The organism is Siccibacter colletis (genome assembly GCF_025914095.1).
Lineage (GTDB): Bacteria > Pseudomonadota > Gammaproteobacteria > Enterobacterales > Enterobacteriaceae > Siccibacter > Siccibacter colletis.
This window is the reverse complement of sequence record NZ_CP074352.1, coordinates 746,136-770,142: the sequence shown is the minus strand read 5'-3', so window position 1 is coordinate 770,142 and position 24,007 is coordinate 746,136. Positions and strand designations below refer to the sequence as shown.

The window sequence follows — 24,007 nt, the reverse complement described above, 5'->3', positions numbered from 1 at the left end:
AAGAAATAACCAGATGAACAGCAAGGCGATTATGACGCTTTCCTGCACCGCGAATTTGCGTCAGGGAAACGCCGTCAGATAAAAATAAGAAAGGCGACCTGAGGCCGCCTTTCTGCATTGTGTAAGGCAACAATTAGTTGCTGCCAAACATGTCTTTGATCCAGCCGGCAACGCCGTCGCTTTTCTCTTCCTGCTGCGGCTGTTGCTGCTGCTGCGCCGGTGCCTGCTGCTCCTGCGGCGTCTGGGCAAACGGGTTGCCGGACTGCTGCTGCTGAGACTGCATGCTCTGCTGGCACAGCGCATCCGGATCGCGGGTCCAGACCGGCAGCACGCGGGTGCCGCCGCCCATGCACTGGAAGTAACCAGCGTCATCCACCGACATATCAACGATATCTTCCGGCGGCGTCAGCTCCAGCGGGATGGGCGACTGGTTCGCCAGGTAACGCTGATAGATAGCCATCGCACCGCTGGCACCGTACAGCTTCGTCGGCTGGTTGTTGTCGCGGCCCACCCAGGTGATCACCACTTCACGGCCATCGATCCCGGCAAACCAGGTATCAACCTGATTGTTGGTGGTCCCGGTTTTGCCGGCCAGATGCAGCTGCGGATACTTCGCAGCAAGCTGGCGACCGGTACCGCGCTGAATCACCTGTTGCATGGTGTAGAGCGTCAGGTAAGCCGCCTGAGCTGGTACCGCACGCTCCGCCTGCGGGAAACTCTGGAACAGCACCGAACCGTCTTCAGCAATCACGGAGCGCAGCGCCGACATCGGCGCGCGATTACCGCCGCTGGCGATGGTCTGGAACGCCTGCGCCACTTCCACCGGCGTCAGGTTAAGGGCACCCAGCAGCATCGCCGGCACCGGACGCAGCTGATTTTTTGGTACGCCAAGTTTGGTCCAGGTTTCGGTGACCGCCGGCAGTCCCAGCGACAGGCCGAGGTTAACCGTCGGCACGTTCATTGAACGGGCAAGAGCGTCCACCAGCATCACCTGGCCACTGAAGCGACGATCGTCGTTCTGCGGCGACCACACCTGGCCGTTTGGCTGGCGCAGCGAGAGCGGCGCATCGGCAATCCAGGTGTTGAGACGGTACTGGTTCGGCTGGCTCAGGGCGGTGAGATAGGTTGCCGGTTTCGCCAGCGAGCCAATCGAGCGGCGCGCCTGCATCGCGCGGTTGTAGCCGGCGAACTGCGGGTTAGCCCCGCCGACCATAGCGCGGACTTCACCGGTGAAGCGGTCCACCACCACCATCGCGGTCTCCAGATCCTTCAGCTTGCGCTGTTTGATCAGCGCCGGAATACCTTCACTTGCCGCTTTCTCAGCGGCGTCCTGCGCCACGGAGTCAAAGGTGGTGAAGATCTTCACGCCGGAGAGATCTTTGACTTTGTCGCCGAGCTGCGTCTGCAGCTCCTGACGCACCATCTGCATAAACGCCGGCTGCGGTGAAATCACCCCGCCACGCGGCTGCACGCCCAGCGGACGCGCGCTCAGCATGTCGTACAGCTCCTGGTCGATGACCTTCTGCTCCTGCAGCAGGCGCAGCACCAGGTTACGACGCTCCAGCGCCAGCTTCGGATTACGCCACGGGTTGTAGAGCGATGCGCCTTTTACCATACCAACCAGCAGCGCCTGTTGATCGAGGCTCAGCTCTTCCACCGGGCGGCCAAAGTAGTAGAGGCTCGCCAGCGGGAAGCCGCGGATCTGATCGTCGCCGCTCTGGCCGAGATACACCTCGTTGAGGTACAGCTCCAGAATGCGGTCTTTGCTGTAGCGCGCATCCATAATGAGCGCCATATAGGCCTCATTGGCTTTACGCCACAGGGTACGTTTGTTGGTGAGGAACAGGTTTTTCACCAGCTGCTGCGTCAGGGTACTGCCGCCCTGCACCGCACGGCCCGCGGTCAGGTTCGCCACCACCGCACGGCCAATCGACCATACCGAAATCCCGTCGTGCTCGTAGAAGTGACGGTCTTCGGTCGCCACCAGCGTATCGACCAGCAGATCCGGGAAACCGGTACGCGGCACGAACAGGCGCTGCTCGCCGTTTGGCGAAGAGAGCATGGTGATCAGGCGCGGATCGAGACGGAAGAAACCGAACTGGCGGTTGCTGTCCATGTTCTCGATGGATTCCAGGCGGTTGCCGTCAAACACCAGACGAGCGCGTACCTGCCCTTCTTTGCTGTCCGGGAAATCAAACGGACGGCGGATCATCTCGATGCTGTTGCCCTTGACGGTAAATTCGCCGGGGCGCGTCATGCGGGTCACTTCGCGGTACTGCGTCGCTTCCAGCAGCTTCACCATCTCCTGCTTGCTGTACGCCATGTCCGGCTCAAGGTTCACCATACGGCCATACACCGCGGCCGGCAGCTGCCAGACCTTGCCGTCGATACGGCTGCGGATCTGCTGATCAAGGTAAACGCCGTAGGCTGCGAACAGCACCACAAAGACGATAAACAGCTTCAGCAGCAGCCACAGCCACTTGCGGCCCTTACCGTTGCCGGACTTGCGCCCTTTGCCTTTTACCTTGCGCGGCATCGGTTCTCCATCGTCATAATCATCATTCTCATAGTCGTCGCGCTCATCGTCCCTGAGACGACGGCTCACCTTTTGCTTTGCCGGACGTGCAGGCTTGCCTTTACGTCCGATAGGTTCGCGGTCATTCCCCGCCATGCTCATTCTCCAACAAAGTTCAGGCGCAAAGGCCCGATTTTTATCTCTCGCCCGCAGAGGGGAAAGTAGAAATCTCTCAAAGTCACCGCAGCGGTGGCTCGTCTCATTATGATGAGGGATTGCTGTATTTTCGCGTACGCGTCGTCGGCGCCGCCGTAGCCGGATCGTCCGGCCAGACGTGTTTCGGATAGCGCCCTTTCATCTCTTTCTGTACCTCGCGGTACGCCCCGTTCCAGAAAGCACTCAGGTCGCGGGTGATTTGCAGCGGCCGCTGGGCGGGGGAAAGCAGCTCCAGCACCAGCGGGACGCGCCCGTCGGCAATCGTCGGGGTAGCGGCTTCGCCAAACATCTCCTGCATCCGCACCGCCAGCGCGGGCGGGTTCTCTTCATGGTAGCGGATCGCTATCCGGCTTCCGGTCGGCACAGTGTAATGAGTTGGCAGCGCACTATCCAGCCGTTGACGTAATGGCCAGTCGAGCAGGTGCAGCAGCGCCCGCGCCAGATCGATAGTGCGTAACGCGCGCAGGGAGTGTACGCCGTTCATCTCCGGCAGCAGCCACCGCTCCAGCGAGTCCAGCAACGACGCCTCATCCACCGCTGGCCAGGCATACTCCGGCAACCAGCGCGCGGCACAGGCGAGACGTAAGCGTAGCTGCTCTGCGGCAGGACTCCAGTTAAGCGCATCAAGGCCTTTTTCGCGAATGCCGTTCAGCATGGCGCGGTGCAGCTCCTCTTCGGAAGGCTTCGCCAGCGGCCTGACGCTGATGACCAGCTCGCCAAGCTGGGTGCGGCGCAGCGCTTTCAGGGTCCCCTGGGCGTCGTCCCACTCCACCACCTCGCGCTGGCGGGCCAGCTGCGGACAGCGGGCCAGCAGATCGTCGATATCCAGCGCCAGCCCCTGCAAAATGCGCGCGTCCGGGCTGGTGCTGCCCTGCAACAGCAGCGGGACGATCAGCCACTCGTGGCGGCTCAGGGCGTCGTCGTCATCCAGCATCGCCCCCATGCCGTTAGCCAGCTGATAGCGCCCGCCGCTGCCGCGCCGCCGGGCGATGCGATCGCTGAACGCCTGCGCCAGCAGCGCCGGAGCCAGCCGGATATCCGGCGTGCCGCCTTTGCTTTGTATACGGTTAAGCAGCTGCTGGCTGCGCTGCTGCCAGGCGGGATGCGCACGGGTAAAGGCACTGGCGAGATCGCTGCCTGCGCCACGCGGCGGCTCCTCCAGCATCGCAACCAGCCGCGCCGCCGTGGCCTGCTCATCGGCGTTTTTCGCCGCTACCAGCATTGCCGCGAGGCGCGGATCGTTCCCCGGCTGCGCGATCTGCTGGCCGAGCGCGGTCAGCCGTCCGTCCTCCAGCGCGCCGAGCCGGGTTAACAGCGCTTGCGCCGCCCGCAGATTAGCCTCCGGCGGGGCGTCAAGCCAGGTCAGCGCGTCGGGCTGGCACCCCCACTGCAGCACGTCGAGCAGCAGTCCGGAGAGATCGGACTGCATGATTTCCGCGTCGCTCTGCGCGGCGGCGCGCTCGGCCTGCTCTTTGCCGATAAGGTGCAGACAAAGACCGGGGGAAAGGCGTCCGGCGCGGCCCGCACGCTGGGTCATGGAGGCCTGGCTGATGCGCTGGGTGACAAGCCGCGTCAGGCCGGTGCGCGGGTCGAAGCGCGCGACGCGCTCCTGGGCGCTGTCCACCACCAGACGAATACCTTCGATGGTAAGGCTGGTTTCGGCGATGTTGGTCGCCAGCACCACTTTGCGATAGCCTTCGGGCGCGGGAAGAATGGCGTTGCGCTGCTCGTTAAGCGGCAGCGCGCCGTAGAGTGGGCACAGCAGCACATCTTCCGCCACCCGCTCTTTAAGCTGCTCCTGCACGCGCTGGATCTCGCCGACGCCTGGCAGAAACAGCAGCAGCGAACCGGGCTCCTCGCGCAGCAACGCGGCGGTCGCAATGGCGACGGCCTCATCGAAACGCTGATGAGCGGGCAGCGCGGCGTAACGGCGCGCCACCGGAAACGAACGGCCTTCCGAGACGATAACCGGTGCCCCGGGCAGCAGGCGCTGCAGGCGCTCATTATCCAGCGTCGCCGACATAATCAGCAGCGTCAGGTCGTCACGCAGCCCCTGCTGCACGTCGAGCAGCAGCGCCAGGGCGAGGTCCGCCTGCAGGCTGCGCTCGTGGAATTCATCAAGGATCACCAGACCCACACCGGTCAGCTCCGGATCCTGCTGGATCATGCGCGTCATGATCCCCTCGGTGACCACTTCCAGCCGGGTGGCTGGTCCGATGCAGGTCTGGCCGCGCATACGGTAGCCCACGGTCTCACCCGGTTTTTCACCCAGCAGCTCCGCCAGCCGCTGCGCCACGTTGCGTGCTGCCAGCCGCCGCGGCTCCAGCAGCAGGATGCGCCCGTCAATATTGCCATCGCGCAGGATCTGTAGCGGCAGCCAGGTTGATTTCCCCGCCCCGGTCGGCGCGTTCAGCAGCACCTGCGGCGAGGATTTCAGCGCTGCAAGCAGTTCGGGGAGGATGGTGGCAACCGGCAATGACGACACAAATAGCTCCAGAGGGTTAACATTGAAAGGCGGGCATTGTAGCATCCCGGCAAACCTTTACCGAGTAACCGCATGTCACACCTTAACCGACTCTTTTTTGCGCTGGAGCTGCCGAAGACGCTGCAGCAGGAGATCGTTCGCTGGCGGGCGACGCACTTCTCACCCGAGGCGGGAAAGCCTGTTGCCGCCGCGAATCTGCATATGACGCTGGCGTTCCTCGGCGAGGTGAGCGCGGAGAAACAGCAGGCGCTGACGGATCTGGCCGGACGCATCAGCCAGCCGGGCTTTACCCTGCGCCTTGACGATGCCGGGCAGTGGCCACGCTCGCGGGTGGCGTTTCTGGGTTCACGCCAGCCGCCGCGCGGGCTGTTGCAGCTTGCTGCCCTGCTGCGCGCCCAGGCGGCCCGCAGCGGTTGCTGGCAAAGCCCGCAGCCGTTTCATCCGCATATCACCCTGCTGCGCCAGACCGACAGCGCGCTGCGCCTACCCGCGCCGGGCTTTAGCTGGGAGTGCCGCATCACAGAGTTTGTGCTGTACGCATCCCGCGTTGAACAGGGCCGCACCCGCTATCAGCCGCTACAGCGTTTCGCACTTAAAAAGGAATTGTAATGGAGTTCACGCCCCCACTCGCTCCCGCCACGCTGATCAAACGCTATAAACGTTTTCTTGCCGATGTGGTGACGCCTGAAGGCGTGGAGCTGACGCTGCACTGCCCCAATACCGGCGCCATGACCGGCTGCGCCACGCCGGGAGATACCGTCTGGTACTCCACGTCCAGCGTGGCGACCCGCAAATACCCGCATACCTGGGAGCTGACCCAGACCCGCGCCGGGGATGTTATTTGCGTCAATACCCTGCGTGCCAATACCCTGGTGCGTGAGGCGCTGGAGGCGCAGCGCCTGCCGGAATTACAGGGCTACGAGCGCGTGTTGCGCGAAGTAAAATACGGCGCAGAGCGCAGCCGCATTGACTTTATGCTCCAGGCGGAGAACCGGGTTAACTGCTATATTGAAGTGAAATCGGTAACGCTCTCAGAACAGGGAAACGGTTACTTTCCGGACGCGGTGACTGCGCGTGGTCAGAAGCATCTGCGGGAGCTGATGAGCGTGGTTGCCCAGGGAGATCGCGCCGTATTGCTTTTCGCGGTATTACACACCGCCATCGCCCACGTCGCCCCCGCCCGCCACATCGATCCGATCTACGCGCAGCTACTGCACGATGCACAGCAAAAGGGGGTGGAAATTATTGCTTATAAAGCTACAGTTTCTGCCGATAACATGAGTCTGACGATGCCACTACCTGTCCGTCTGTGAACCACAGTTTTGGCAATGATGATTTTTTAGTCGACCGCTTGCGCGAATAAGCTTTTCCTCACAGGGTTGTCAAGCGTAACGTTTAGTTAATTGCTATCCTGAAAAGCTTCTGCTATTTATAGCGGCCTGATTTTTCCCCCGACATGGGGATCGATAGTGCGTGTTAAGGAGAATCAACATGCAAGAAGGGCAAAACCGTAAAACATCGTCCCTGAGTATTCTGGCCATCGCTGGGGTGGAGCCATATCAGGAGAAACCGGGCGAAGAGTATATGAATGAAGCCCAGCTCTCGCACTTCAAGCGTATTCTTGAAGCATGGCGTAATCAGCTCAGGGATGAAGTAGACCGCACCGTCACACACATGCAGGATGAAGCGGCAAACTTCCCCGATCCGGTGGACCGTGCTGCTCAGGAAGAGGAATTCAGCCTCGAACTGCGTAACCGCGACCGCGAGCGTAAGCTGATCAAAAAGATCGAGAAAACGCTCAAGAAAGTGGAAGACGAAGACTTTGGCTTCTGCGAATCCTGCGGCGTCGAAATCGGTATTCGCCGTCTCGAAGCGCGTCCGACCGCCGATCTTTGCATCGATTGCAAAACGCTGGCGGAAATCCGCGAAAAACAGATGGCGGGCTGATTCAGCACGCGCAGGTAACCACACGGCGGGAGCTTCTCCCGCCTTGTTTTTTTAAAGACCACCATGACCGCTTCCCAACCCTATACAGGGCGCTTTGCCCCCTCGCCTTCCGGTGAACTCCATTTCGGCTCGCTGATTGCCGCCCTCGGCAGCTATCTGCAGGCGCGCGCGCAGCGCGGTACCTGGCTGGTGCGCATTGAAGATATCGATCCCCCCCGTGAAGTTCCCGGTGCCGCAGCGACGATTCTGCGCCAGCTGGAACATTATGGCCTGCACTGGGATGGCGAGGTGCTGTGGCAGTCGCAACGCCACGATGCCTATCGCGAGGCGCTGGCCTGGCTGCGTAGTCACGGTAAGAGCTACTACTGCACCTGTACCCGCAGCCGTATCCAGCAGCTCGGCGGCTACTACGACGGCCACTGCCGCACCCTCGGCCACGGCCCGGAAAACGCCGCCGTGCGCCTGGTGCAGCAGCAGCCGGTACTGAGTTTTCAGGACGAATTGCGCGGCGAGATCCGCGTCAATGAGGCGCTGGCACGCGAAGACTTCATCATCCACCGCCGCGACGGGCTGTTTGCCTATAATCTGGCAGTGGTAGTGGACGACCATTTTCAGGGCGTAACGGAGATTGTGCGCGGTGCGGATCTGATAGAACCCACGGTGCGCCAGATCGCGCTTTACCAGCAGTTTGGCTGGCCGGTGCCGCGCTACGTTCATCTGCCGCTGGCGCTCACCGCCGACGGCAATAAGCTTTCCAAACAAAATCATGCCCCGGGCCTGCCGACTGGCGACCCGCGGCCGATAATAATCAATGCTTTACATTTTTTAAACCAGAGGGTAACTAAGGAGTGGCAAGATCTCTCGCTGGAGGATCTGCTGGCCCGCGCGGTAGCGCACTGGCGTCCTGAAACTATTCCTGATGAAGCGCCGGTGAATCCGGCATTCTCAAACGCGCCGCTGTGAGCTATGATTAGCCGCTGTTTTTTGTCCCGAGAGTCTGACACTACCGAGGTGTACTATTTTTACCCGAGTCGCTAATTTTTGCCGTAAGGTGCTAACCCGCGAGGAAGCCGTGGTTGACGAGCCGCAAGCCCGGCCACAAATTACTATCGTCCCGCGCGAACAACACGCCATCTCTCGCAAAGATATCAGTGAAAATGCCCTCAAGGTGCTCTACCGCCTTAATAAGGCGGGCTATGAGGCCTATCTCGTAGGCGGCGGCGTCCGCGACCTGCTGCTTGGCAAAAAACCGAAAGATTTCGATATCACCACCAACGCCACGCCGGATCAGGTGCGTAAGCTGTTCCGCAACTGTCGTCTGGTGGGGCGTCGCTTCCGTCTGGCTCACGTGATGTTCGGTCCGGAGATCATCGAAGTGGCGACCTTCCGCGGTCATCACGAAGAGACCGCCAACGATCGCAACACTTCCCAGCGCGGCCAGAACGGCATGCTGCTGCGCGATAACATCTTCGGTTCCATCGAAGAAGATGCGCAGCGCCGCGATTTCACCATCAACAGCCTCTACTACAGCGTAGCCGACTTTACGGTGCGCGATTACGTCGGGGCGATGAACGATCTTGAGCAGGGCGTGATCCGCCTGATCGGCGATCCGGAAACCCGCTACCGTGAAGATCCGGTACGCATGCTGCGCGCCGTGCGCTTTGCTGCCAAGCTCGATATGCGCATCAGCCCGGAAACCGCCGAGCCGATCCCGCGTCTGGCAACCCTTATCAACGACGTGCCGCCGGCCCGTCTGTTTGAAGAGTCGCTGAAGCTGCTGCAGGCCGGTTACGGTTATAAAACGTATCTGCTGCTGCGCGAATGCCATCTCTTCCAGCCGCTGTTCCCACTCATCACCCGCAACTTTACCGAGCAGGGCGACAGCCCGATGGAACGTATCATCGTTCAGGTGCTGAAGAATACCGACAACCGCATTCACAATGACATGCGCGTTAACCCGGCATTCCTGTTTGCGGCGATGTTCTGGTATCCGCAGATGGAAACCGCGCAGCGTATCGCGCAGGAAGGCGGTCTGGCCTGGCAGGATGCGTTCGCGCTGGCGATGAACGATGTGCTGGACGAAGCCTGCCGCTCGCTGGCGATCCCGAAACGCATTACCACGCTTATCCGCGATATCTGGGTATTGCAGCTGCGCATGTCGCGTCGTCAGGGTAAACGCGCCTGGAAGCTGATGGAGCATCCGAAGTTCCGCGCTGCCTACGATCTGATGGCCCTGCGTGCCGAAGCCGAAAACAACGGCGAGCTGCAGCGTCTTACCCAGTGGTGGGGCGAATTCCAGGTGGCCGCGCCGCCGCATCAGAAAGATATGCTGAACGATCTGGATGACGAGCCGGCTGCCCGCCGTCGCCCGCGCCGTCCACGTCGTCGCGCACCGCGCCGCGAAAACGCATGACCCTCGTCTATATCGCCATCGGCAGCAATCTCGCCTCGCCGCTGGCGCAGGTTAACGCAGCGCTCGACGCGCTGCGTCAGCTTCCCGACAGCGAGGTGGTTGCGGTTTCATCGTTCTACCGCACCCCGCCGCTCGGCCCGCAGGATCAGCCCGATTACCTCAATGCCGCCGTGGCGCTGAATACCCAGCTGGATGCCGAAACGCTGCTGGATCACACCCAGCGCATTGAGCTACAGCAGGGCCGCGAGCGCAAAGCCGAACGCTGGGGGCCGCGCACCCTCGATCTCGACATCATGCTGTTTGGTAATCACACCATCGCGACGCCGCGCCTGACGGTGCCGCATTACGACATGCATAATCGCGGCTTTATGCTCTGGCCGCTGTCTGAGATCGCCCCGGCGCTGCGTTTCCCCGACGGCACCACGCTGCAGGCCCGGCTCGACGCCCTTAACGTTCCTGCACCCGCCCGCTGGTAGCTACCCCCCGGTTTTATCCTTTTCCGCCCTGTTCGGTTTATGTTTCAACAGCCTGTGCTGCCAGCGCCTTAAATTATTGTTTCGAGGGGTGCAGGTCATTAGAATGCCCCAAACCCCTGGCTTTCGGAGCTGTTATGAAACCAACCACCCTTTCCTGGCTGCGCAAACGCAAAGAGCAAAAGCAGCGTTTCGCGACCATCACCGCCTATGACTACAGCTTTGCGAAGCTTTTTGCCGAAGAGGGCATCAACGTCATGCTGGTGGGCGATTCGCTGGGAATGACGGTTCAGGGCCACGACTCCACCCTGCCGGTGACCGTGGACGACATCATCTATCACACCCGCGCGGTACGCCGCGGCGCGCCAGCCTGCCTGCTGCTCTCGGATCTGCCGTTTATGGCCTACGGTACGCCGGAACAGGCGTTTGAGAACGCGGCGGCGGTGATGCGCGCCGGGGCTAACATGGTCAAGATTGAAGGCGGCCGCTGGCTGGTGGATACCGTGCGTATGCTGACCGAGCGCGCGGTGCCGGTGTGTGGTCATCTCGGCCTGACGCCGCAGTCGGTCAACATTTTTGGCGGCTATAAAGTGCAGGGCCGCGATGACGTGGCGGCGCAGACGCTGCTGGACGACGCTCTGGCGCTGGAAGCCGCCGGCGCGCAGCTGATGGTGCTGGAGTGCGTGCCGGTCGCGCTGGCGCAGCGTATCACCGAGGCGCTGAGCATTCCGGTGATTGGCATCGGTGCGGGCAACGTTACCGATGGCCAGATTCTGGTCATGCACGACGCGTTTGGCATTACCGGTGGACATATCCCGAAATTCGCTAAGAATTTCCTTTCAGGGGCCGACGATATGCGCGCGGCCGTGCGCCAGTACGTGGCAGAAGTGGAGTCCGGTGCCTATCCGGGCGACGAACACAGTTTTCACTAACTCAGGTCCAGGGAGCAATCATTGTGCTGATTATCGAAACCTTACCCCTGCTGCGCCAGCACATCCGTCGGATGCGCCTGGAAGGGAAACGTATTGCGCTGGTGCCGACCATGGGCAACCTGCACGACGGGCATATGACGCTGGTGGAAGAAGCGAAAGCCCGTGCCGATGTGGTGGTGGTGAGTATCTTCGTCAACCCGATGCAGTTCGACCGCGCTGATGACCTGGCGCGCTACCCGCGTACCCTGCAGGAAGACTGCGAGAAGCTGAACAAGCGCAAAGTGGATCTGGTGTTCTCCCCTGCCCCGGAAGACGTCTACCCGAAAGGCACCGACGAGCAGACCTTTGTGGACGTACCGGGCATTTCAACCATTCTGGAGGGCGCGAGCCGTCCGGGCCACTTCCGCGGCGTGTCGACCATCGTCAGCAAACTGTTTAACCTGGTGCAGCCCGACCTCGCCTGCTTCGGCGAAAAGGATTACCAGCAGCTGGCGCTGATCCGCAAAATGGTGGCGGATATGGGCTACGACATTGAGATCGTCGGCGTACCGACCGTGCGTGCCAAAGACGGCCTGGCGCTCAGCTCGCGCAACGGTTATCTCACCAGCGAGCAGCGCAAAATCGCGCCGGGGCTGAATAAAGTGATGCATGACATTGCCGCCCGGCTGGCCGCTGGCGTGTGCGATGAAGAAGAGCTTATTGCCACCGCGACGCTGGTGCTGGACGAGCAGGGCTTTCGTACCGATGAAATCCATATTCGCGATGCCGCTACCCTCGGCGCGCTGACGCCGGAGAGCAAACGCGCGGTGATCCTGATGGCCGCCTGGCTGGGCCAGGCGCGTCTTATCGACAATATGAGCGTTGAGTTACCCCGCTAGACAGCCCGATTATTTCAGGCAATACTGCTGAGCCCGGCGCGCGCCGGGTTCAGCGCGCCGTTGCCTCCCGGCCTGTGGACATGCGGGGGACGATAGCCTGATGGTCAAATCAGGTATCGCAGCAGGGATGAACGAAGCGGAGCGGGCAGCGGCCCCTCTCGGATTGTATTTCGTCACTAAGGTTCAGACTATGATTCGCACAATGCTGCAAGGCAAGCTCCACCGCGTCAGCGTGACGCAGGCAGACTTGCATTACGAAGGTTCCTGCGCCATCGACCAGGATTTCCTTGAGGCGGCAGGTATTCTGGAATACGAAGCCATCGATATCTATAACGTCACCAACGGCAAGCGCTTTTCCACCTACGCCATTGCCGGTGAACGCGGTTCGAAAATCATTTCTGTGAACGGTGCCGCGGCGCACTGCGCAGACGTCGGCGATATCCTGATCATCGCCAGCTACGTCACCATGCCGGATGAACAGGCGCGCCAGTGGCAGCCGAAAGTGGCCTACTTCGATGCCAATAATGACATGAAGCGCACCGCCAAAGCAGTTCCGGTGCAGGTCGCCTGACCGCTTCACCGCACCGCCTCTGCCAGACCCGGACAGCCATGCTGCCCGGGTTTTTTTATGCCTGCTAGCCCTGCGGCTGGTTACTGATAAGCTTCGCCATCGTCTCCAGCGAGTCCTCGCGCAGAATGTAGAGCCGTTTCAGCAGGAACGGGTTATCCCCCGGCTTCACTTTGCCTTTCACGGTAGTCACCGCCAGGTGGAACCCCGCATCGTTCGCCGCCTTTACCGCTTTGTCGTCATAGCCACCGAACGGGTAAGAGAGGTAGAGCACGTGCGGATTGAACTGGGACAGCGCGCGCCGCGAGCGCTCGAAGTCAAACAGGATATTGTGATAGCTGCGTGTCAGCAGCACCGGATGCCAGGGGCGATCGGTGCGATGCAGAAAGTGGGTGTGCGACTGCACGTCAAACACGTCCTGAATACTTTTCAGCTCGGAGATGCTCATAAACTGCAGCGACGTCGGGTCCCACTTCTGCGGATGCGCTTTGATGCGCGAGGAGATAATAAACGCCGTGGCGGTGAAGCCGTACTGTTTGAGCACCGGGTAAGCGTAGCGGCTCACCGACTTCAGCCCGTCATCAAAGGTGATCACCACGGCCCGCGCCGGAAGGTTCATGCGGTTACGCACGTAGCCCTCAAGCTGGTACATGCTCAGGGTGGTGTACCCCATATCGCGCAGCCAGGTCATCTGGTTGCTGAAGGCGCGAACCGAGGTGGTGGTTGAGGTGTGACGGAACCGGGTGTTCTCATCATCCTGCAGAATGTGATGATAGGTCAGCACCGGCAGGCCGCTGTCCTGCTGTGCATCGAGGCTACTGATGTACGCCAGACGGTTACCAATGCGCACCTGATACCAGGTCTGGTTCAGACGATCTTTCTGTTTGCCGATGATGGGGTAGCGCAGGTTATCCGCCAGCACGCCAAACGGTGCACTGCCGCTGTCCGGCGCGTTGTACACCGGCGTATCCTGGTGCGTCACCAGGTTCTGGTTACTGAGCGGTTTGTTGAGATCCCCCAGCCGGTCTTCCACGCGCTGTTTACCGGCTACCGGGCCGAGATGATCTTTATCGATAAAACCGGTGCCAAAACCGAAGCGAAACTCGTAGTAGTCCGCCGCCGTCGGCACCACCGCCACAATTTGCCCCTCTTCGATTTTCCCGACGGTAATGACCCGGTTGCCCACCTGGGCCCAGATATCGGCGTCTTCGGTGGTCTGCATATACTGTGCGGTAAGCCCTTCCCGACTGAGCAGGCTGGCGTGAGCGACACCCGTTGTCAGCAACAACAGGCAGAGAAAGAGGCGCGTTAACATAGCGGGATAATCAGGGAAGTGAACCGGAGGCGCATTTTAACAAAACCGTCATCAATACCAACGGTTAATTTGCGTACGACAGAAGAAAACACTCCCTCTGCCGGACAAACGTCTGGCCGAGGGAGTCAGGGAGCATTAGCTGCGCAGGCCGCGTCCGCGCTGGATCAGGTACCAGCACAGCGCATAAAACGCGACGATGAACACCACCAGAACGCCAACGGTGGTCACCAGCGGTACGTCGTTGATACCGAGGAAGCCGTAGCGGAAGCCGCTGATCATGTAAACGATGGGGTTGAGGTGCGACAGCGCCTGCCAGAACGGCGGCAGCAGCGACAGCGAATAGAACACCCCGCCGAGGTAGGTTAGCGGCGTCAGCACAAAGGTCGGGATCAGGCTGATGTCATCGAAGGTTTTGGCAAATACCGCATTCAGCAGACCGGCCAGCGAGAACAGCACCGCGGTCAGCAGCAGCGTCAGACCGACGAACAGCCAGGAGTGGACGTGGAACGGCACAAAGAACAGTGAAATCGCCGTCACCAGAATGCCCACGCACAGCCCGCGCGCCACACCGCCGCCGACGTAGCCGGTGATGATTACATGGGTCGGCACCGGAGCCACCAGCAGCTCTTCAATGTTGCGCTGGAATTTGGCGCTGAAGAATGATGAGGCCACGTTCGCGTAGGCGTTAGTGATCACCGCCATCATGATCAGGCCCGGCACGATGAACTGCATATAGCTGAAGCCGTGCATCTCGCCGATGCGCGAGCCAATCAGGTTGCCGAAGATGATGAAGTAAAGCGTCATGGTGATCACCGGCGGCACCAGGGTCTGGATCCAGATACGCATAAAGCGGTTGATCTCTTTCGCCCAGATGCTTTTCAACGCTACCCAGTAAAGCTGCATCATGCCTGGTCTCCTGCTTTCTCATGTACCAGCGTGACGAACAGCTCTTCGAGGCGGTTCGCTTTGTTACGCATACTCAATACCTGTACTCCCTGCGCGCTCAGCTGGCTGAACACGCTGTTAATGCCCTGCTCGCGCATCACTTCCACTTCAAGCGTAGAGGTATCCACCAGACGATACTGATAGCCTTCCAGCTTTGGCAGCGGGCTTTTCGCTGCCAGATCGAGGATGAAGGTCTCCGATTTCAGCTTCGCCAGCAGTGATTTCATCGAGGTGTTTTCCACCAGTTCACCGTGCTGAATGATGCCGATGTTGCGGCACAGCATTTCAGCTTCTTCCAGATAGTGGGTGGTGAGGATAATGGTGGTGCCTTTGTCGTTCAGATCCTTCAGGAAGCTCCACATGGAGCGGCGCAGTTCGATGTCCACCCCGGCGGTCGGTTCATCAAGGATCAGCAGTTTTGGTTCGTGCATCAGCGCCCGGGCAATCATCAGACGACGCTTCATGCCGCCTGATAACATTCGCGCACGTTCATTGCGCTTTCCCCACAGATCGAGCTGTTTAAGGTATTTTTCGCTGCGCGCAACTGCTTCACGACGCTCCACGCCGTAGTAGCCCGCCTGGTTGACGACGATCTGCTGCACGGTCTCAAACGGGTTGAAGTTAAACTCCTGCGGCACCAGCCCGAGCTGACGTTTGGCATTGACCACGTCTTTTTCCAGATCGTGCCCAAACACCCGCACCCGGCCAGAGGTTTTATTCACCAGCGAGCTGATAATACCGATGGTGGTGGATTTCCCGGCACCGTTTGGCCCCAGCAGGGCATAGAAGTCCCCGGCTTCGACCTGCAGGTCAATACCGCGCAACGCCTGAACGCCGCCGGTGTAGGTCTTTTTAAGCTGTTCAAGTTCCAGTGCTATTGTCATGGATTGTTCGCTTACCTTGTTCGCACAATTGTTGTGTGGTTTAAAAATAAATGGAGTTGACCTATATTAGCGCAACGCACTAATCAGGTTACAGGTTGTTAACACCTTCATGAAAGACATCGAAACGCTCATCAGTAATAATCAGGTCTGGTCCAAACTGCTGGTGGAAGAAGATCCGGGATTTTTTGAACGTCTCTCTCAGGCACAAAAACCACGCTTTCTGTGGATTGGTTGCTCCGACAGCCGCGTTCCGGCCGAACGTCTGACCGGCCTTGAGCCTGGTGAACTCTTTGTACACCGAAATGTGGCAAACCTTGTTATCCATACGGATCTTAATTGCCTGTCGGTGGTTCAGTATGCGGTGGACGTGCTGGAAGTTGAGCACATCATCATCTGCGGTCACTACGGCTGCGGCGGCGTACAGGCAGCGGTTGAGAACCCGGAGCTGGGCCTTATCAACAACTGGCTGCTGCACATTCGCGACATCTGGTTCAAACATAGCTCACTGCTGAGCGAACTCCCGCAGGAAAAACGTCTCGACACCCTGTGCGAGCTGAACGTAATGGAGCAGGTGTATAACCTCGGCCACTCCACCATCATGCAGTCGGCGTGGAAACGCGGCCAGAACGTGACCATCCACGGCTGGGCCTACGGTATTCACGACGGTCTGCTGCGCGACCTGCAGGTTACGGCGACCGACCGCGAGACGCTGGAGCAGCGCTATCGCAGTGGTATCGGCAATATTCAGCAGACGCACTCCAGCCACAAATAAGGCTGTAGCAACAGAAAAAGGGGCCGCGGCCCCTTTTTTTACGCCTGACGTTTACTCCGCCAGCGGCACCACTTTGCCGATGAACGGCAGGTGACGATAGCGCTGGGCATAGTCAATGCCATAGCCCACCACGAACTCGTCCGGGATCGAGAAACCGACGTACTCCACATTCACGTTCACTTCGCGACGCGAGGGTTTATCGAGCAGCGTGCAGATAGCCAGAGATTTCGGCTCACGCAGGCTGAGGATCTCGCGCACTTTCGACAGGGTGTTGCCGGAGTCGATGATGTCTTCGACGATCAGCACGTCCTTGCCGCGGATATCTTCGTCGAGATCCTTCAGGATTTTAACGTCGCGGGTGGATGACATACCGCTGCCGTAGCTGGAGGCGGTCATGAAATCGACCTCGTGCGGCACCTGCACTTCACGACACAGGTCGGCCATAAACATAAAGGAGCCGCGCAGCAGCCCCACCAGCACCATATCGCTGCCGCTATCGCGATAACGCTCCGTGATCTCTTTTCCCAACGCGGCGATGCGCGCTTTGATTTCGGCTTCCGGGATCATCACATCAACAGTATGTTTCATATAGCTAACCGTCTGAATAAAAATGTATTTTTCTGAGCTGCAGCGCAACGGCGGCGGGTCTCAAAACCTGAGCACGAGAGTATATCAGCAAAACCTTTTATCTGGCGATTTAGCACAAAAAGCTCTTTTTGTGATTAAGATCACACTTGTTAATAACTATAATTACTTGCTATCAAAAAATTAACAACGTTAAAAGAGTGTCTTTATGGCGGAAAATAAACCGGAAAAACAGTCGCTAGTCGTCAAAATTAGCGCACTGTTTGCAGCTCTGTGTGGGCTCTATTTGCTAATCGGCGGTGTCTGGCTGGTGGCAATTGGTGGCTCATGGTATTACCCCATCGCGGGTATTTTAATGCTCGGCGTGGCCTGGCTGCTGTGGAAAGGCAAAGCAGCCGCGCTGTGGCTGTATGCTGCCGTACTGCTTGGCACCATGCTGTGGGGCGTCTGGGAAGTCGGCTTCGACTTCTGGGCGCTGACGCCGCGCTGTGACGTACTGGTGTTCTTCGGTGTCTGGCTGGTGCTGCCGTTCGTCTGGCGCAAGCTGCGCGTGCCTTCTGCCCGCGCCGTGCCTGCCCTGTTGGTTTCGCTGATCGTCAGCGCCGTGATTCTGTTCTGGGCCGGCTTCAACGACCCGCAGGAGATCAACGGCACGCTGCGTACCGATGCGACCGCCGCCGTCAGCAGCGCCCCGCCGATTGCTGATGGTGACTGGCCGGCCTATGGCCGCACCCAGGAAGGCCAGCGCTACTCGCCACTTAAGCAGATCAACACCGAGAACGTCGGCCAGCTGAAAGAAGCCTGGACCTTCCGCACCGGCGATCTGAAGCTGCCGACCGACCCGGGTGAGATCACCAACGAAGTCACGCCGATTAAAGTCGGCGACACCCTGTTCCTGTGTACCGCACACCAGCGCGTCTTTGCGCTTGATGCCGCGACCGGGAAAGAGAAGTGGCACTTCGACCCGCAGCTGAAAGCCGACCCGTCGTTCCAGCATCTGACCTGCCGTGGCGTCTCTTACCACGAAGCGACGGCGCAGAATGCCAATCCGGATGTGGTAGCTAACTGCCCGCGCCGTATTATTCTGCCGGTGAACGATGGCCGTCTGTTTGCCATCAACGCCGACAACGGCAAGCTGTGTGAGTCCTTCGCCAACAAAGGCATTCTCAACCTGCAGACCAACATGCCGGTCACCACGCCGGGCATGTACGAGCCGACGTCCCCGCCGATTATCACCGATAAAACCATCGTGATTGCCGGTGCGGTAACGGATAACTTCTCTACCCGCGAGCCGTCAGGCGTAATCCGTGGTTTCGACGTGAACACTGGCGAACTGCTGTGGGCCTTCGATCCGGGTGCGAAAGACCCGAATGCCATCCCGGCGGATGAGCATCACTTTACGCCGAACTCCCCGAACTCCTGGGCACCGGCGGCGTATGACGCGAAGCTGGACCTGGTGTATCTGCCGATGGGTGTGACCACGCCGGATATCTGGGGCGGCAACCGCACGCCGGAGCAGGAGCGCTACGCGAGTTCCATCATCGCGCTGAATGCGACCACCGGTAAGCTGGCCTGGGCCTATCAGACCGTCCACCACGATCTGTGGGATATGGACCTGCCGTCGCAGCCGACCCTGACCGACATTACCGACAAAAACGGTAACCAGGTGCCGGTCGTCTATGTGCCGACCAAAACCGGCAACATCTTCGTCCTCGACCGTCGCGACGGTAAGCTGGTGGTTCCGGCACCGGAAAAACCGGTTCCGCAGGGCGCGGCGAAAGGCGACTACGTCACCCCGACCCAGCCGTTCTCTGACCTGAGCTTCCGTCCGAAAGAGGATCTCTCCGGTGCGGATATGTGGGGCGCCACCATGTTCGACCAGCTGGTGTGCCGCGTGATGTTCCACAGCCTGCGCTACGAAGGTATCTTCACTCCGCCGTCCGAGCAGGGCACGCTGGTGTTCCCGGGTAACCTCGGCATGTTCGAATGGGGCGGTATCTCCGTCGATCCGAACCGTCAGGTGGCGATTGCCAACCCGATGGCGCTGCCGTTTGTGTCAAAACTGATCCCACGCGGTCCGGGTAACCCGATGGAGCAGCCGAAAGACGCGAAAGGCTCTGGCACCGAAGCGGGCATTCAGCCGCAGTACGGTGTGCCGTATGGCGTGACGCTGAACCCGTTCCTGTCACCGTTTGGTCTGCCGTGTAAGCAGCCAGCATGGGGTTACATCTCCGCGCTGGATCTGAAAACCCACAAGATCGTCTGGAAAAAACGTATCGGTACGCCGCGCGACAGCATGCCGTTCCCGATGCCGTTCCCGGTTCCGTTCAATATGGGTATGCCGATGCTGGGCGGCCCGATCTCTACCGCAGGTAACGTGATGTTCATCGGCGCAACCGCAGACAACTATCTGCGCGCCTTCAATATGACCAACGGTGAGAAACTGTGGGAAGCGCGTCTGCCGGCTGGTGGCCAGGCCACGCCGATGACCTATGAAGCCAACGGCAAACAGTACGTGCTGATTGCTGCCGGCGGTCACGGTTCGTTCGGCACCAAAATGGGCGACTACATTGTTGCCTATGCCCTGCCGGATGACGCGAAGTAAACCGTACGCCCGTCCGCTAAACGAATGTTAAGCGGACATTATCAGTACGCGACCCGCGGCCTTCTCTGAAGGCCGCTTTTTTTTTGCCCGCCGTTTGCCTCCCCTGCCCCATAAAAAAAGCCTCATCACTGAATGATGAGGCTTTCGCGCGTGCTGCCGTCAGGCAGCGGCATCGTACAGATTATTTCAGGCGGAACGCAACCACGCTGTCACCGGCTTTCGTCCCCAGCGAGCCGTGGCCGCCAGCGGCGATCACCACGTACTGCTTACCGTCTTTCCCCATAAAGGAGGACGGCGTGGCCTGCGCGCCCGCGCTCAGCTCGGTCTGCCACAGCAGTTCACCGGTGCTGCTGTCATAGACGCGGAAGAAGTTATCCGCTGTCGCGCCGTGGAAGACAACATCACCGGCAGTGACCAGCGGTCCACCGTGAGCGACCATGCCCATCGGGAAGCCAATCGGGAAACGACCCGGCAGGAAGCTGGTGTTGAGGTTTTTGGTAGTCCCGACGCGGCGCAGCCACTCGGTTTTACCGGTTTTCAGGTCAACACCCACCATACGACCCCACGGCGGCGCGATACACGGAATGCCCAGGCTGGAGGCCAGCTGCTGGATGTGAATCGCGTAATCGCCGTGGAAGTTTTCGTTCCAGTACGGGTCGCCGTCTTTGGTGAAGGTGCGTGCCGTGGCGGTTTCCGGAGTACGCTTGATCAGCGTGTATTTATACGCCAGACGTACCGGCGAGGCGATCAGCAGCTGACGCTCCGGATCGATAGCCACAGAACCCCAGTTAAACACGCCAATGTTACCCGGGAAGACAATCGCGCCTTTTTCAGTGGCAGGCGTCCACGGGTTGCCGTCATAGCGCAGATTTTTGAAGTCGAGACGACAGGCCATCTGATCGAACGGCGTGATGCCCCACATTGACTTCTCGGTCAGCGGCTGCGGAATGAAGTTCAGGCTGGACACCGGCTGCGTCGGGGCAAATTTCTCGCCCGGCACGCCGCCTTCGGTGGAGACCGGCACCTGGTTTACCGGATAAACCGGTTCGCCCGTCAGGCGGTTGAGCACAAACAGGTTACCGGTTTTGGTCGGAAGCACCACCACCGGCTGTTTGTTGCCCTGATAGTCGATGTCGAGCAGTGACGGCTGAGACGGGTTATCGCGGTCCCAGAGGTCATGATTTGAACTCTGATAGCGCCATTTGAAGGCCCCGGTTTTCAGATCCAGCGCCACCAGCGCATCACGGAACTTTTCGGTGTTGCTGTTGGCGTCACGCTCGATGCCCAGCTCGTCCGGGGACGCGTTGCCAAACGGCACATACACCAGGCCGTTTTTCATATCGGCGCTCAGCGTGCCCCAGGCAACCGGCGTGTCGTACGGGTAGTTCTTATCAGCCGCAATCGGCTGGGTGTTTTCCGGGGTAGCCGGATCGAAGTTCCACACCAGACGGCCCGTTACCGCGTCGTAAGCGCGAATAACGCCTGACGGGTTGCCGCTGTTGAAACCGTTATCCATCACCGAACCGCCGACGATCACCAGATTACCGGCGACCAGCGGAGCAGCGGTCTGCATCAGCGCATGCGGGCGGACTTCACCCATATTGGCATGCAGATCAACCACACCGTTGTTACCGAAATCGGCGCAGAACTTGCCGGTATCTGCATCAAGCGCAACCAGTTTCGCATCGGTGGTGGCGTTGAAAATACGTTTGCGGCACAGGGCAGGCTCCGCAGGTGCGGTTTCTGCACCAGCCGCCGCGCTGTCGAAGTAGCTCACGCCGCGGCAGGTCTGGTGCTGCTGCAGGTTAGAACGATCTTTTTCCGGCACGTGTTTCCATTTCACCGCCCCGGTTTCCGGGTCGAGAGCGTGAACTTCGTTATGCGGCGTACAGAAGTAGAGCATGCCGTTGGCTTTCAGCGGCGTGGCTTCGAAGGTGTACTCGCTGGCGTCGCCGTCCTGACGCACATCACCGGTGTGGTAGGTCCAGGCAACTTCCAGGTCCTTCACGTTCTGGTTGGTGATCTGCTTCAGGGAGGAGAAGCGCAGGCCGTTGGTGGTCCCGCCGTAGGCAGTCCAGTCGTTACCGGCGACCGCAGCCTCAGAGGCGACACGCGGATTGCTGATGGTGCCTTTCTCAGGAATCGGATCGTAGAAGCTCAGTCCGGCCACCAGCAGGATCATCACCGCGACGGTAGTGCCGAGGAACGGATGGAAGCGACGCTCGTTGTGGGTCAGGGCGCGCACGGTCCAGGGCAGAGCCAGCCAGAGGCCAATCACGCCAAAGAGGTCGCCGCGCGGGATCCACTGCCATTTGTCGAAGCCGACTTCCCAGATTATCCACGCCAGGGTAATCCACATCAGTACGGCGTAGAGGCTCAGGGCGCTGCGTTTATTGCGGAACAGTAAAAATGCGGTAATAAGCAGGCCAATGGCCATTAGCGCATAGAAAGGACTGCCGCCAGCAAACAGCAGCTGCCCTCCCATGAGCAGCAGCGCGATGCCGAGCAAGGCAACCACTACGCTGGTTATTTTAGTAATCATCGTCATCCCATATAAGTTTACATAACGTTCACAAAAAATTACGAAATTATGATACGTCCGTCACAACTCAGAACGAAATGAAATCGATGCGGGAAGTTAGCGATTCGTGCTTGATTAGCGGGCTAAGGGAATAGTGGAGCGTAGCGGAGAGTGAAAACCGGCGGGTGCGCGCGGCTTACCCGCCCTGCGAGAGCGTGGAAGATACCCCAGGGCGGTATGCCATGCGCACCCGCTACCCGCCCCTGAGCACAGACATCACGCCACGGTAAACCCGAGCATCATGCCGGTATCCTCGTGCTCCAGCAGATGGCAGTGCGCCATATAGGCTTCACTCGCCGCCGCCGCGTGATCGAAGCGCACCAGCACTTCGCTGCGGGCGTTCTCCACCCAGACCGTATCCTTCCAGCCGGCGCGATGCGCCGCTGGCGGCTTGCCGTTCTCCGACAGAATGCGGAACTGGGTGCCATGAATATGGAACGGGTGCAGCATCATGTCGCCTTCGCCGGAAATCACCCAGCGCTCGTACTGCCCCTTCGCCACGTTGAATGCCGGTTTCGTCATATCAAACGCGTTGCCGTTGATCCGGTTGGCATGATGGAAATTGAAGCCGTGGCTGCCGTGGTCCATGTCGCCGTGGTTCATCCCGCCGTGCCCCATGCCGTGATGCGATATGCCCGCCAGCGCCTGCTTGCCGTAGCGCTGCTCCAGCGCCTGCATCCCCATCATGTCGAGCATCGGGTCCATCAAGAGCTGGAGCGTGCGCTCGTCCAGCCCCTCCAGCGACGGGAGAGGTGGAACGTCAACCAGCGCATCCGGCAGCACGCCGGACGCCGGAATACGCAGCGGCTGGATGTGCAGTACCGGATGCGGCTTATCGAACGGCGCGAGGGTCATTCCCATCTGTTTTACCGGCAGGGTCACGATGTCGAAGGCCTTACCGTCCCGGGTATCCACCAGCACTTCGAAGCGCTCGCCCATCAACATCGGCAGCTCGGTGACGCGTACCGGCTCAGCCAGCAGGCCGCCGTCGCTGGCGATCACGTACAGCGGGCGGTTATCGCTGGCAGCGATGTTCAGCGAGCGGGCGTTACAGCCGTTGAGCAGGCGCAGACGCAGCCAGCCGCGCGGCGGGGCGTGCTGCGGGTTGATCGCCCCGTTGGTCAGCAGCGTATCGCCAAACCAGCCTACCGCCGCTGTCATCACGTCGAGTTGATAATCAATGGCACCATCGGCGCTGAACTTTTTATCCTGCATCACCACCGGCACGTCATCGATACCCCACTGCTGCGGCAGGCGCAGCCTGAGCAGATCGTTATCTTCAATCAGCACCAGTCCCGCCAGCCCCATAGCCACCTGATGCCCGGTTTTACCGTGCTGATGAGGATGGAACCAGCAGGTCGCCGCCCGCTGTTCCGGCGTGAAGGTGACGCTGCGCGATGCGCCCGGCGCGATTACGCCCTGCGGCCCGCCGTCCACGCTACCCGGCACCTCCAGTCCGTGCCAGTGAACGGTGCTTTCCTGCGGCAGCTGGTTGCGCAGCGTTACGTTCACCGCTTTCCCCTGCCGTAAACGCAGCGCCGGGCCAAGCAGATTGCCGTTATAGCCCCAGGTAGTCGCCGTTTTCCCGGCAAAGGTGCTCTGGCCCTGGGTCAGCGTCAGCATGATGTGGCTGCGCGCGTCCGGCTCCAGCAGCGGCGGGATCGGCAACGAGGGGCGCTCAGCGGCAAACGCACTGCGGCTCCAGAGCGGCAATGCCCCAAGCGCACTCAGCGCAGCGGAATATTTCAGAAAGTCGCGGCGATGCATGTTCATTTCCTTATTCTCAGCAAGCATGCCCCGAGCATAAACCCTCCCCCTGCGGGAAGGTCAAGCGGGTAGCCGATAATAAAGATCGTCGAAATAATCCCGGTATGCTAACGTTTAATTTCGATT

19 protein-coding genes are annotated in these 24,007 nt (G+C 59.9%); 11 read left to right on the top strand and 8 right to left on the bottom strand.

What is annotated here, in order from left to right:
* Nucleotides 1-133: 133 nt before the first annotated feature.
* Nucleotides 134-2,671, bottom strand: a complete 2,538-nt coding sequence (gene mrcB, locus KFZ77_RS03755) for a bifunctional glycosyl transferase/transpeptidase (protein ID WP_264385477.1) — start codon at nucleotides 2,669-2,671, stop codon at nucleotides 134-136.
* 106 nt (nucleotides 2,672-2,777) lie between these two features.
* A complete protein-coding gene (gene hrpB, locus KFZ77_RS03750) occupies nucleotides 2,778-5,216 on the bottom strand; it encodes an ATP-dependent helicase HrpB (RefSeq protein WP_264385476.1) in 2,439 nt (812 codons plus the stop codon).
* Nucleotides 5,217-5,288: 72 nt separating this feature from the next.
* Between hrpB and thpR the strand changes: the two genes are divergently transcribed.
* The 9 genes from thpR (at nucleotide 5,289) to panD (ending at nucleotide 12,430) form a co-directional block, all read left to right on the top strand.
* Nucleotides 5,289-5,825 (top strand): RNA 2',3'-cyclic phosphodiesterase, encoded by a 537-nt coding sequence (thpR, locus tag KFZ77_RS03745; protein WP_264385475.1) that lies wholly within the window; start codon nucleotides 5,289-5,291, stop codon nucleotides 5,823-5,825.
* Nucleotides 5,825-6,529, top strand: a complete 705-nt coding sequence (sfsA, locus tag KFZ77_RS03740; protein WP_264385474.1) for a DNA/RNA nuclease SfsA — start codon at nucleotides 5,825-5,827, stop codon at nucleotides 6,527-6,529. Before thpR ends, sfsA begins: the two co-directional genes overlap by 1 nt.
* A gap of 178 nt (nucleotides 6,530-6,707) precedes the next feature.
* Nucleotides 6,708-7,163, top strand: a complete 456-nt coding sequence (dksA, locus tag KFZ77_RS03735) for an RNA polymerase-binding protein DksA (protein WP_012016093.1) — start codon at nucleotides 6,708-6,710, stop codon at nucleotides 7,161-7,163.
* A gap of 63 nt (nucleotides 7,164-7,226) precedes the next feature.
* Nucleotides 7,227-8,126 (top strand): tRNA glutamyl-Q(34) synthetase GluQRS, encoded by a 900-nt coding sequence (gluQRS, locus tag KFZ77_RS03730; protein WP_264385473.1) that lies wholly within the window; start codon nucleotides 7,227-7,229, stop codon nucleotides 8,124-8,126.
* 55 nt (nucleotides 8,127-8,181) lie between these two features.
* Nucleotides 8,182-9,576 (top strand): polynucleotide adenylyltransferase PcnB, encoded by a 1,395-nt coding sequence (pcnB, locus tag KFZ77_RS03725; RefSeq protein WP_236633804.1) that lies wholly within the window; start codon nucleotides 8,182-8,184, stop codon nucleotides 9,574-9,576.
* On the top strand, nucleotides 9,573-10,052 hold the full coding sequence (gene folK / locus KFZ77_RS03720) for a 2-amino-4-hydroxy-6-hydroxymethyldihydropteridine diphosphokinase (RefSeq protein WP_264385472.1): 480 nt from the start codon (nucleotides 9,573-9,575) through the stop codon (nucleotides 10,050-10,052). Before pcnB ends, folK begins: the two co-directional genes overlap by 4 nt.
* Nucleotides 10,053-10,186: 134 nt before the next feature.
* Nucleotides 10,187-10,981, top strand: a complete 795-nt coding sequence (gene panB / locus KFZ77_RS03715; RefSeq protein WP_031518500.1) for a 3-methyl-2-oxobutanoate hydroxymethyltransferase — start codon at nucleotides 10,187-10,189, stop codon at nucleotides 10,979-10,981.
* Nucleotides 10,982-11,004: 23 nt separating this feature from the next.
* Nucleotides 11,005-11,859, top strand: a complete 855-nt coding sequence (panC, locus tag KFZ77_RS03710) for a pantoate--beta-alanine ligase (RefSeq protein ID WP_031518502.1) — start codon at nucleotides 11,005-11,007, stop codon at nucleotides 11,857-11,859.
* Between the two features lie 190 nt (nucleotides 11,860-12,049).
* Nucleotides 12,050-12,430, top strand: a complete 381-nt coding sequence (gene panD / locus KFZ77_RS03705; RefSeq protein ID WP_264385471.1) for an aspartate 1-decarboxylase — start codon at nucleotides 12,050-12,052, stop codon at nucleotides 12,428-12,430.
* A gap of 64 nt (nucleotides 12,431-12,494) precedes the next feature.
* Here panD and KFZ77_RS03700 read toward each other — a convergent pair whose 3' ends face one another.
* The 3 genes from KFZ77_RS03700 to KFZ77_RS03690 all read right to left on the bottom strand — a co-directional run bounded on the left by KFZ77_RS03700 (nucleotide 12,495) and on the right by KFZ77_RS03690 (nucleotide 15,571).
* Nucleotides 12,495-13,742 (bottom strand): polysaccharide deacetylase family protein, encoded by a 1,248-nt coding sequence (locus tag KFZ77_RS03700; protein WP_031518504.1) that lies wholly within the window; start codon nucleotides 13,740-13,742, stop codon nucleotides 12,495-12,497.
* A gap of 135 nt (nucleotides 13,743-13,877) precedes the next feature.
* Nucleotides 13,878-14,648 carry an ABC transporter permease gene (locus KFZ77_RS03695; RefSeq protein ID WP_031518505.1) on the bottom strand — a complete coding sequence of 257 codons (771 nt, stop codon included), beginning with the start codon at nucleotides 14,646-14,648 and terminating at the stop codon, nucleotides 13,878-13,880.
* Nucleotides 14,645-15,571, bottom strand: a complete 927-nt coding sequence (locus tag KFZ77_RS03690; protein ID WP_031518506.1) for an ABC transporter ATP-binding protein — start codon at nucleotides 15,569-15,571, stop codon at nucleotides 14,645-14,647. The genes KFZ77_RS03695 and KFZ77_RS03690 overlap by 4 nt, the downstream gene beginning before the upstream one ends.
* Nucleotides 15,572-15,680: 109 nt before the next feature.
* On the opposite strand from KFZ77_RS03690, the gene can reads away from it, so the two are divergent.
* Entirely contained in the window at nucleotides 15,681-16,343 is a 663-nt protein-coding gene (gene can, locus KFZ77_RS03685) for a carbonate dehydratase (protein ID WP_031518507.1), read from the top strand.
* Between the two features lie 51 nt (nucleotides 16,344-16,394).
* Here the strand turns inward: can and hpt are convergent, their stop codons facing one another.
* Nucleotides 16,395-16,931 (bottom strand): hypoxanthine phosphoribosyltransferase, encoded by a 537-nt coding sequence (gene hpt / locus KFZ77_RS03680; protein ID WP_031518508.1) that lies wholly within the window; start codon nucleotides 16,929-16,931, stop codon nucleotides 16,395-16,397.
* 205 nt (nucleotides 16,932-17,136) lie between these two features.
* Here hpt and KFZ77_RS03675 point away from each other — a divergent pair, with 205 nt between their 5' ends.
* Entirely contained in the window at nucleotides 17,137-19,533 is a 2,397-nt protein-coding gene (locus KFZ77_RS03675) for a glucose/quinate/shikimate family membrane-bound PQQ-dependent dehydrogenase (RefSeq protein ID WP_264385470.1), read from the top strand.
* A gap of 181 nt (nucleotides 19,534-19,714) precedes the next feature.
* Here KFZ77_RS03675 and KFZ77_RS03670 read toward each other — a convergent pair whose 3' ends face one another.
* Nucleotides 19,715-22,075: a membrane-bound PQQ-dependent dehydrogenase, glucose/quinate/shikimate family gene (locus KFZ77_RS03670; protein ID WP_264385469.1), complete on the bottom strand. Its 2,361-nt coding sequence runs from the start codon at nucleotides 22,073-22,075 to the stop codon at nucleotides 19,715-19,717.
* 255 nt (nucleotides 22,076-22,330) lie between these two features.
* Nucleotides 22,331-23,881: a multicopper oxidase CueO gene (gene cueO / locus KFZ77_RS03665; protein WP_264385468.1), complete on the bottom strand. Its 1,551-nt coding sequence runs from the start codon at nucleotides 23,879-23,881 to the stop codon at nucleotides 22,331-22,333.
* Nucleotides 23,882-24,007 lie beyond the last annotated feature (126 nt).

Bases quoted from the DNA above. Each gene is read 5' to 3' on its own strand.
- panB (WP_031518500.1), top strand. From the start codon at position 10,187: ATGAAACCAACCACCCTTTCCTGGCTGCGCAAACGCAAAGAGCAAAAG.
- thpR (WP_264385475.1), top strand. From the start codon at position 5,289: ATGTCACACCTTAACCGACTCTTTTTTGCGCTGGAGCTGCCGAAGACG.
- KFZ77_RS03690 (WP_031518506.1), bottom strand. From the start codon at position 15,571: ATGACAATAGCACTGGAACTTGAACAGCTTAAAAAGACCTACACCGGC.
- hpt (WP_031518508.1), bottom strand. From the start codon at position 16,931: ATGAAACATACTGTTGATGTGATGATCCCGGAAGCCGAAATCAAAGCG.
- dksA (WP_012016093.1), top strand. From the start codon at position 6,708: ATGCAAGAAGGGCAAAACCGTAAAACATCGTCCCTGAGTATTCTGGCC.
- mrcB (WP_264385477.1), bottom strand. From the start codon at position 2,671: ATGGCGGGGAATGACCGCGAACCTATCGGACGTAAAGGCAAGCCTGCA.
- KFZ77_RS03695 (WP_031518505.1), bottom strand. From the start codon at position 14,648: ATGATGCAGCTTTACTGGGTAGCGTTGAAAAGCATCTGGGCGAAAGAG.
- folK (WP_264385472.1), top strand. From the start codon at position 9,573: ATGACCCTCGTCTATATCGCCATCGGCAGCAATCTCGCCTCGCCGCTG.
- gluQRS (WP_264385473.1), top strand. From the start codon at position 7,227: ATGACCGCTTCCCAACCCTATACAGGGCGCTTTGCCCCCTCGCCTTCC.
- can (WP_031518507.1), top strand. From the start codon at position 15,681: ATGAAAGACATCGAAACGCTCATCAGTAATAATCAGGTCTGGTCCAAA.
- KFZ77_RS03675 (WP_264385470.1), top strand. From the start codon at position 17,137: ATGGCGGAAAATAAACCGGAAAAACAGTCGCTAGTCGTCAAAATTAGC.
- KFZ77_RS03700 (WP_031518504.1), bottom strand. From the start codon at position 13,742: ATGTTAACGCGCCTCTTTCTCTGCCTGTTGTTGCTGACAACGGGTGTC.
- KFZ77_RS03670 (WP_264385469.1), bottom strand. From the start codon at position 22,075: ATGATTACTAAAATAACCAGCGTAGTGGTTGCCTTGCTCGGCATCGCG.
- sfsA (WP_264385474.1), top strand. From the start codon at position 5,825: ATGGAGTTCACGCCCCCACTCGCTCCCGCCACGCTGATCAAACGCTAT.
- panD (WP_264385471.1), top strand. From the start codon at position 12,050: ATGATTCGCACAATGCTGCAAGGCAAGCTCCACCGCGTCAGCGTGACG.
- cueO (WP_264385468.1), bottom strand. From the start codon at position 23,881: ATGCATCGCCGCGACTTTCTGAAATATTCCGCTGCGCTGAGTGCGCTT.